The sequence below is a fragment of the Streptomyces phytophilus genome (assembly GCF_013870535.1).
Lineage (GTDB): Bacteria > Actinomycetota > Actinomycetes > Streptomycetales > Streptomycetaceae > Streptomyces > Streptomyces phytophilus.
The window spans coordinates 1-7,548 of sequence record NZ_JACBXC010000180.1 but is presented as its reverse complement, the minus strand read 5'-3'; the positions used below and the strand labels follow the sequence as shown (position 1 = coordinate 7,548).

Below are 7,548 nucleotides of genomic sequence, written 5' to 3'. Positions count from 1 at the left end.
CACGGCGACGGCGCCGATGATGGCGACGGCGACGCGGGGCGTCGTCCCGCTCTTCGCGGGGACCGGCGCACCGGGCTGCGCGGGCTGCCCCCACTGCTCCTGCTGCTGGAACTGCTGCTGTCCGTCGTAGCCCTGCGGGCCGTGAGGGGCGGGCTGTTGCTGGTACGGGTTCGGCTGCTGCTGGTGCTGCTCGCCCCCGGGCTGCTGTCCTGGCCACATGCGGAACAACATAGCTGGCGAGGGGGAGTGGCCACACTTATTACCCATTGGTAACGTGGGCGCATGTCAGACACCATGCCGCCGCTGGGCGAGCTTCTGCAGGCATCGGTCCCCATGGTCCGCACGCTCGGCCTCGTCTACGAGGAGATCACGCCGGAGGCCGCCACCCTCCGCCTCCCCGACAGGCCGGAGTACCAGAACCACGTCGGCGGCCCGCATGCGGGCGCGATGTTCACCCTCGCCGAGTCGGCGACCGGCGCCGTCGTGCTCGCCGCGTTCGGCGACCAGATGGAGCGGGCCGTGCCGCTCCCGGTGCGGGCCGAGATCGACTTCCTGAAGGTCGCCCGGGGCGATGTCACCGCCAAGGCGCGACTCGGCCGGCCCGTTGCCGAGGTCGTGGCCGAACTCGACGCCGGCAAGCGGCCGGAGTTCCCGGTCGAGGTCGACATCGTCCGCGGGGACGGCGCCGTCAGCGGCCGGATGACGGTGCTGTGGACGCTGCGCCCCAACGGCTGAGCCCGCGGGCCGTCCCCGGCCCGTCAGCCCTCGTCCCGCGGGTCCCCGGCTCAGGTGTCGGAGCCGCCCAGGGACTCGCGGTGCACCTGCGCGAGGGCCACGTAGCCCGCGCCGTTGAGGCGGATGTGCTCGCGCTCGGCGTCGGTCAGCGGGCGCTTGACCTTCGCGGGCACCCCGGCGACCAGGGAGCCCGGCGGCACCTCCATGCCCTGCGGCACCAGGGCCTGCGCGGCCACCAGCGAACCGGCGCCGATCACGGCCCCGTTGAGCACGGTCGCGCCCATGCCGACGAGCACGTCGTCGCCCACGGTGCAGCCGTGCACCACGGCGTTGTGGCCGACGGTCACGCGTTCGCCGATGACGACGGGGAAGCCGGGGTCGGAGTGGACCGTGCAGTTGTCCTGCACGTTGCTGCCCGCGCCCAGGGAGATCGACTCGCAGTCGCCGCGCAGCACCGCGTGGTACCAGACGCCGGAGTCCGCGCCGAGGGTCACGTCGCCGAGCACCACCGCCGTCGGAGCCACGTACGCCTTCGGGTCCACCGCGGGCTCGCGCCCGCCCACCGCCGCGATCAGCGGCTCCGGCCGTCCTGACATGTCGTCCGCTCCCGGTGCTCGCGGCGGCCCCGGCCGCCCGCCGTCGTACGTCCTGGTGAGCCGCGGGCGGCCCGTCGCCGTCCGGGGCCGCGGCCGTGCTCGGTCAGAGCGTAGGCGAGATGCGGGAGGGGTACGGTGACCGGGTGCCGAACCAGCAGCGCAACTCCGTGACGAGCCGGCTGCTCTCGCGCGCCGTGCACCGGGGCTGGCGGTGGGTGCGGAGCACGGGGGCGGTGAGCGCCGGGCGGCCCGGCCCGTACCGCTTCCGCGGGATCGGCGAGGGGACGGTCCTTCCCTTCCCCCAGGGCACGATCTTCGGCGAGGGCCGGATCGAGTTGGGCGCGCACTGCATCATCGGCGAGCAGGTGACGCTCACCGTCGGGCTCGCGCCCGGCGCCCCGCTCGGCCCGGAGGCGGCCCTGCGGCTGGGCGACGGCGTGGTGCTGGGCAGGGGCAGCCACGTCATCGCCGACCTCTCCGTCACCCTCGGCGACAAGGTGTACTGCGGGCCGTACGTGTACATCACCTCGATCAACCACAGTTACGACGACCCGCACGAGCCGGTCGGCGAGCAGTGGCCGCGCTCGGCGCCGGTGGAGATCGGTTCGGGAAGCTGGCTGGGCGTGGGGGCCGTGGTCCTGCCCGGCGCCCGGCTGGGCCGCAACGTGGTCGTCGCCGCCGGTTCCGTGGTGCGCGGAGAGGTGCCGGACCACGCGGTCGTCGCCGGAGCGCCCGCCCGGATCGTACGCCGCTGGAACCCCGAGTCCGGCTGGCACCCGCCGCTGCGCCCGGCGCCGCCCGGCACACTGGAGGCGGCGACATGACCGCGACCGGCCCGACCGGGAGAAGGAGCGCCGCTTGATCACGAACCGTACGCTGCGCATCGTCCTGGCCGTCGTACTCGGCCTGCACGCCTTCGGGCTGCTGCTCTACACGATCCGCAACCACTTCTGAGCCGCGCCCGGTGCCGCGGCCCGGCCTCATCCCGACGCCAGCAGCACCGTCCCCGCCAGCGCCAGACCCGCGCCCGCGGCCTGCACCGCGCGCAGCTTCTCCCGCAGCACACCCCGCGCCGCCAGAGCCGTGACGACCGGATAGAGCGAGGACAGCACCGCCGCCAGGGTCATCGGCCCGTGCTGCGCGGCTATCGCGTACGTCCCGTTGGCGGCCACGTCCGCCAGGCCCACGAACACCAGGCCCGGCGCCGCCGTCCGTATCGTGCCCCAGCCGCCCTCCGGCAGGGCCGCGCTGCCCCTGCGCACCGCCACGTAGAGCGCGGCACCGCCCACCGCCACGTTCACCGCGCGCTGCACGAACAGCGCGAGGAACAGCCCCGTGACCGTCGTGGACGCCTCGGCGATGAAGGCGAAGACCGCGCCGAAGCCCGCTGCCGCGCCCAGCGTCAGCACCAGCGTCCGCCGTGCCACCGGCGCGCCGCGCACCGGCCCGGACGCCAGCACCACCCCGGTCAGCGCGACGACCCCGCCCGCGTACTGCACGGGGCCCGGCCGCTCCCCGTACGCCGCGAGGCCCACGCCGAACGGGACCAGCACGGCGAGTGAGGCGAGCGGGGAGACGACGCCCATCGGCCCGCGGGCCAGCGCGCTGTAGAAGCAGATCATCGCGACCGGCCCGGCGACGCCGGCCGCGACCGCGAACCACAGCAGCGGGCCGGCCTCGCTCCAGGCGCCGGTGGCCACCACCACGGCGCCCAGCACCACCGTCGCGGCGATCTGCGAGAGCACGACGACGGTGAGCGCCGGCGTGCGCCGGCTCAGCACCCCGCCGCCGAAGTCGGCCAGCCCGTAGAGGATGCTGGTGGCCAAGGCGAATACTGCGGTCACGACGAAGCCCCCCGAGTACACTGTGATGAACGCTGCGGTTTCCCGCAGTGTAGTTCAGTGCACTGGACGACCGCATCAAAATATTGGACGGAGTTGGACGGAGCCTTGGCGGATTTCGACGTCCTCACGCACGCGCTCGCCCGCAACCTCAAGCACTGGCGCAACGAGCGCGGCTTCACCCTGGACTCGCTGGCCGGCCGCTCCGGCGTCAGCCGCGGGATGATCATCCAGATAGAGCAGGCGCGTACGAACCCCAGCGTCGGCACCACGGTCAAGCTCGCCGACGCACTCGGCATCAGCATCACGACCCTGCTCGACTACGAGCACGGCCCCGAGGTGCAGCTCGTGCCGCCGCACCGGGCCGTGCGGATGTGGACGACCAAGCGGGGCAGCGCCAGCCGGCTGCTCGTCGGCACGCAGAACCCCGGCCCGTTCGAGATGTGGTCCTGGCGCCTCATGCCCGGCGACGGCAGCAGCTCCGACCCGCACCCCGCGGGCACCACCGAGCTGCTGCACGTCACCGCCGGCGAGCTGACGCTCCACGTCGCCGGCACGCCGCACGCGGTGCCGGCGGGCACGTCCGCCAGCTTCGAGGCGAGCGCCCCGCACGCGTACCGCAACGAAGGCCAGGAGCCCGTGGAGCTGGTGATGGCGGTCGCGGTACCACCTCCGCGCTGAGGCGGGTTAGGGTCGCGCACATGCGCGCACCCATCGGAGACTTCGACGACGCCGCCCCCGCCACGGAACGCCTCGACCTGCTCGCGGACCCCGTGGCCGCCGCCCTGCGCGGCTGGCACGGCGCCGTCCCCGCGGCCGAGCTGGTGCACGTCGACTCGGACCCCGAGGTCGCCGACACGGCCGTCTTCTGCGAGACGTACGGGCAGGACCTGCTGGAGCGCTCCGCCAACTGCGTCGTCGTCGCCGGCAAGCGCGGGGGCAACGTCACCCTCGCCGCCTGCGTCGTGCTCTCCACCACCCGCGTCGACGTCAACGGCACCGTCCGGCGCCATCTCGGGGTGCGCAAGGCGTCGTTCGCGCCCGCCGGCGCCGCGACCGCCGAGACCGGCATGGAGTACGGGGGCATCACCCCCATCGGGCTGCCGGAGGGCTGGCCGTTGCTGGTGGACGCCCGGGTCGCGGACGCGCCGCACCTGGTCGTGGGCAGCGGCCGACGGCGCGGCAAGCTCATCGTGCCCGGCAAGGCGCTGGCCGAACTGCCCGGCGCCGTGGTCCTCGACGGCCTCGGCGCCTGACGCTCCGCCGGTCTCCGCTCAGTCGTCGAGCAGGGGGATCTCGATGGCGGGGCAGCGGTTCATCACCATGTCGAGACCGGCCGCGCGGACCCGCTCGTACGCGTCCTCGTCGATCACGTCGAGCTGGAACCAGACCGCCTTCGCGCCGTTCGCGACCGCCTCGTCGGCCACCCCGCCGGCCAGGTCGCTGTTGACGAAGACGTCGACCACGTCGACGGGGAACGGGATGTCCGCGAGCGACGCGTAGCCCTGCTCGCCGTGCACCGTCTCGGCCTTGGGGTGTACGGGCACGATCCGCTTGCCGTACCGCTGGAGTACCCGCGCCACGCCGTAGGCCGCGCGCGCGGAGTTATCGGACAGGCCGACGACCGCCCAGGTGTCGCCCGTCGCGGTCAGAATCCTGCGGATGGTCTCCTGGTCTGCGTACATGCCCCTACAACGCCGCCGACCCGGCCCCGATTCCCCGCGGCGGCCAGGCGCGGGCGCCGCTATGGTCTGTCGTTTGGGCCTTGTCGGATCAGGGAGCGGCGGCTGGTGCCGTGCATCGCAAGGCGGAGGAGGGAGGCGACGCGGAGCGTCGTTGACCGACGACAACGCGGCGAGGTGCGGGCCCAGGCGTCGCGAGCCCGGCGAAGATCCAAACGACAGGCCCTAGGGTGGCGGGATGCGCGAGGGGTATCTGACCGTCGCCCGCGAGGGCGTGCACGAGACCGAGGTGAACCGCTCCCGGTTCGTCTGCACCCTCGCCCCCGCCGCCACCGAGGAGGAGGCGCAGGCCGTCCTCGCCCGGGTGCGCGCCGCCTACCCCGACGCCACGCACCACTGCTTCGCGTACGTCGTCGGCGCCGACGCCGGCGTGCAGAAGTCCGGCGACGACGGCGAGCCCGGCGGCACCGCCGGGCTGCCGATGCTGCAACTGCTGCTCCGCCGCGAGCTGCGCTACGTCGTCGCCGTCGTCGCCCGCTACTTCGGCGGCACCAAGCTCGGCGCCGGCGGGCTCATCCGCGCCTACGGCGGTGCGGTCGGCGCCGCCGTGGACGCCGTCGGCACGGTGACGCGGCTGCGGATGCGGCTGGTCACCGTCACCGTCGACCACGGCCGGGCCGGCAAGGTGCTCGGCCACCTGCACGCCGCCGGGCGCGACGTACGCGGCGTGGCGTACGGCGAGCACGCCGAGATCGAGGTCGCCGTGCCCGCCGCCGAACTGGACGCCTTCGGCTCCTGGCTGGCCGACGCCACCGCCGGCGGCGCCGAACTCCGGCCCGGCGGCGAGGTGTACGGCACCGGGTGAGACGGCCGGGACCGCACGGGCTGTCGTACCCCGCCGCTACAGTCGGGCCCCATGCGCTTCCTGCACACCTCGGACTGGCACCTGGGCCGCTCGTTCCACCGGGTGAGCCTGCTCGACGCCCAAGCCGCGTTCCTCGACCACCTCGTCGCCGTGGTGGCCGAGCGCGGCGTCGGGGCCGTGCTCGTCGCCGGGGACGTGTACGACCGCGCGGTGCCCCCGCTGGCCGCCGTGGAGCTGTTCGACCGGACGCTGCACCGGCTCGGGGCGCTCAGGGTGCCGGTCGTCATGATCTCCGGGAACCACGACTCGGCGCGCCGGCTCGGCGTCGGCGCCGGGCTGCTGGACCGCGCGGGCGTCCACCTGCGCACCGACCCGGCGGGCGCCGGCGAGCCCGTCCTGCTGCGGGACGCCGCAGGCTACGTCGCGTGCTACGGGCTGCCCTACCTCGAACCGGCGCTGGTGCGCGAGGAGTTCGCCACCCCCCGCGGCGGCCACACGGCGGTGCTCTCGGCCGCCATGGACCGGGTGCGCGCCGACCTCGCCGCCCGCCCGGCCGGCACCCGCTCCGTCGTCCTCGCGCACGCCTTCGTCACCGGCGGCCGGGCCTCCGACAGCGAGCGGGACATCACCGTCGGCGGCGTCGCCTCCGTGCCCGCCGCGGTCTTCGCCGGCGTCGACTACGTTGCGCTGGGCCACCTGCACGGCTGCCAGACCCTCGCCGAGCGCGTGCGCTACTCGGGCTCCCCCCTCGCGTACTCCTTCTCCGAAGCCGCCCACCGCAAGTCGACGTGGCTGGTGGACCTCGACGCCACCGGCGGCATCTCCGCCGAGCGCGTCGACGCGCCCGTGCCGCGGCCGCTGGCGCGGCTGCACGGCCGGCTGGCGGACCTGCTCGCCGACCCGGCCCTGACACCGCTGGAGGGCGCCTGGGTCGAGGCCACGCTCACCGACACCGCCCGCCCGCACGAGCCGATGGCCCGCCTCGCGGAGCGCTTCCCGCACGTCGTCAGCCTGGTCTTCGCGCCGGAGCCCGCCGAGGGCGCCGATGACTCCGCGTCGTACGCGGACCGGCTCAGGGGCCGCGACGACCGGCAGATCGCCGAGGACTTCGTGGCGCACGTCAGACCGGGATCGGCGGCCACGGCGGACGAACGGGCCGTGCTGCACGCCGCGTTCGACGCCGTGCGCGCCGCCGGCGTGCGCGAGGAGACCGCCCGGTGAGGCTCCACCGGCTCGCCGTCGCCGCCTTCGGCCCCTTCGCCGGTGCACAGGAAGTCGACTTCGACGCCCTGTCCGGCGCCGGCATCTTCCTGCTCCAGGGCGCCACCGGCGCCGGCAAGACCTCCGTCCTCGACGCCGTCTGCTACGCGCTGTACGGCGGTGTCCCCGGCGTGCGCCAGGGCGGCACCCTGCGCAGCCACCACGCCGAGCCGCACACCCCCACCGAGGTCGCGCTCGACTTCACCGTCGCCGGCCGCCGGCTGGAGGTCACCCGCAGGCCCTCCCAGCCCCGCCCCAAGCGCAACGGGACCGGCGTCACCACGGAGCGGGCCACCAGCCTGCTGCGTGAGCGCGACCCGGCGGCCGGCGAGTGGCGCGGCCTCAGCCGCTCGCACCAGGAGATCGGCGAGGAGATCGGCGGCCTGCTGGGCATGACCCGCGAGCAGTTCTGCCAGGTCGTGCTGCTCCCGCAGGGCGACTTCGCGCGGTTCCTGCGCGCCGACGCCGAAGCCCGCGCCAGGCTGCTCGGCCGCCTCTTCGACACCGGCCGCTTCGCCGCAGTCGAGGACCACCTCGCCGAGTTGCGCCGCCGCTCCCAGGAGGCCGTA

The 7,548-nt window shown here is 74.7% G+C and carries 10 protein-coding genes and 1 pseudogene; 7 read left to right on the top strand and 4 right to left on the bottom strand.

Going from position 1 to position 7,548, the window contains the following annotated elements; all coding sequences use genetic code 11:
• Positions 1 to 219: pseudogene (locus tag H5J30_RS11710) on the bottom strand (hypothetical protein); the annotation flags it as partial.
• A 63-nt stretch (positions 220 to 282) separates the two neighbouring features.
• Here H5J30_RS11710 and H5J30_RS11705 point away from each other — a divergent pair.
• A complete protein-coding gene (locus H5J30_RS11705; RefSeq protein ID WP_181787372.1) occupies positions 283 to 735 on the top strand; it encodes a DUF4442 domain-containing protein in 453 nt (150 codons plus the stop codon).
• Positions 736 to 785: 50 nt separating this feature from the next.
• Here H5J30_RS11705 and H5J30_RS11700 read toward each other — a convergent pair whose 3' ends face one another.
• Positions 786 to 1,331, bottom strand: a complete 546-nt coding sequence (locus tag H5J30_RS11700) for a gamma carbonic anhydrase family protein (RefSeq protein WP_181787371.1) — start codon at positions 1,329 to 1,331, stop codon at positions 786 to 788.
• Positions 1,332 to 1,450: 119 nt separating this feature from the next.
• On the opposite strand from H5J30_RS11700, the gene H5J30_RS11695 reads away from it, so the two are divergent.
• Positions 1,451 to 2,155 (top strand): acyltransferase, encoded by a 705-nt coding sequence (locus H5J30_RS11695; RefSeq protein WP_181787370.1) that lies wholly within the window; start codon positions 1,451 to 1,453, stop codon positions 2,153 to 2,155.
• A gap of 156 nt (positions 2,156 to 2,311) precedes the next feature.
• Here the strand turns inward: H5J30_RS11695 and H5J30_RS11690 are convergent, their stop codons facing one another.
• A complete protein-coding gene (locus H5J30_RS11690; RefSeq protein WP_181787369.1) occupies positions 2,312 to 3,175 on the bottom strand; it encodes a DMT family transporter in 864 nt (287 codons plus the stop codon).
• Between the two features lie 105 nt (positions 3,176 to 3,280).
• Between H5J30_RS11690 and H5J30_RS11685 the strand changes: the two genes are divergently transcribed.
• Both H5J30_RS11685 and H5J30_RS11680 read left to right on the top strand, forming a co-directional pair.
• Positions 3,281 to 3,853, top strand: a complete 573-nt coding sequence (locus H5J30_RS11685) for a helix-turn-helix domain-containing protein (RefSeq protein ID WP_181787368.1) — start codon at positions 3,281 to 3,283, stop codon at positions 3,851 to 3,853.
• 20 nt (positions 3,854 to 3,873) lie between these two features.
• Entirely contained in the window at positions 3,874 to 4,428 is a 555-nt protein-coding gene (locus H5J30_RS11680; protein WP_181787367.1) for a YbaK/EbsC family protein, read from the top strand.
• 18 nt (positions 4,429 to 4,446) lie between these two features.
• Here H5J30_RS11680 and H5J30_RS11675 read toward each other — a convergent pair whose 3' ends face one another.
• Complete coding sequence (locus H5J30_RS11675; RefSeq protein ID WP_181787366.1) at positions 4,447 to 4,857, bottom strand: CoA-binding protein; 411 nt, start codon at positions 4,855 to 4,857, stop codon at positions 4,447 to 4,449.
• 235 nt (positions 4,858 to 5,092) lie between these two features.
• Between H5J30_RS11675 and H5J30_RS11670 the strand changes: the two genes are divergently transcribed.
• The 3 genes from H5J30_RS11670 to H5J30_RS11660 all read left to right on the top strand — a co-directional run.
• Entirely contained in the window at positions 5,093 to 5,719 is a 627-nt protein-coding gene (locus tag H5J30_RS11670) for a YigZ family protein (RefSeq protein WP_181787365.1), read from the top strand.
• A gap of 51 nt (positions 5,720 to 5,770) precedes the next feature.
• Positions 5,771 to 6,940 carry an exonuclease SbcCD subunit D gene (locus H5J30_RS11665; RefSeq protein ID WP_181787364.1) on the top strand — a complete coding sequence of 390 codons (1,170 nt, stop codon included), beginning with the start codon at positions 5,771 to 5,773 and terminating at the stop codon, positions 6,938 to 6,940.
• Positions 6,937 to 7,548: AAA family ATPase (locus H5J30_RS11660; RefSeq protein ID WP_181787363.1), on the top strand; the 612-nt coding region annotated here is incomplete at its 3' end. The genes H5J30_RS11665 and H5J30_RS11660, both read left to right, overlap by 4 nt.

What these genes read in the sequence shown, in the direction of transcription:
- H5J30_RS11705 (WP_181787372.1), top strand. Translation starts at nt 283, where the DNA reads ATGTCAGACACCATGCCGCCGCTGGGCGAGCTTCTGCAGGCATCGGTC.
- H5J30_RS11700 (WP_181787371.1), bottom strand. Translation starts at nt 1,331, where the DNA reads ATGTCAGGACGGCCGGAGCCGCTGATCGCGGCGGTGGGCGGGCGCGAG.
- H5J30_RS11695 (WP_181787370.1), top strand. Translation starts at nt 1,451, where the DNA reads ATGCGGGAGGGGTACGGTGACCGGGTGCCGAACCAGCAGCGCAACTCC.
- H5J30_RS11680 (WP_181787367.1), top strand. Translation starts at nt 3,874, where the DNA reads ATGCGCGCACCCATCGGAGACTTCGACGACGCCGCCCCCGCCACGGAA.
- H5J30_RS11675 (WP_181787366.1), bottom strand. Translation starts at nt 4,857, where the DNA reads ATGTACGCAGACCAGGAGACCATCCGCAGGATTCTGACCGCGACGGGC.
- H5J30_RS11670 (WP_181787365.1), top strand. Translation starts at nt 5,093, where the DNA reads ATGCGCGAGGGGTATCTGACCGTCGCCCGCGAGGGCGTGCACGAGACC.
- H5J30_RS11665 (WP_181787364.1), top strand. Translation starts at nt 5,771, where the DNA reads ATGCGCTTCCTGCACACCTCGGACTGGCACCTGGGCCGCTCGTTCCAC.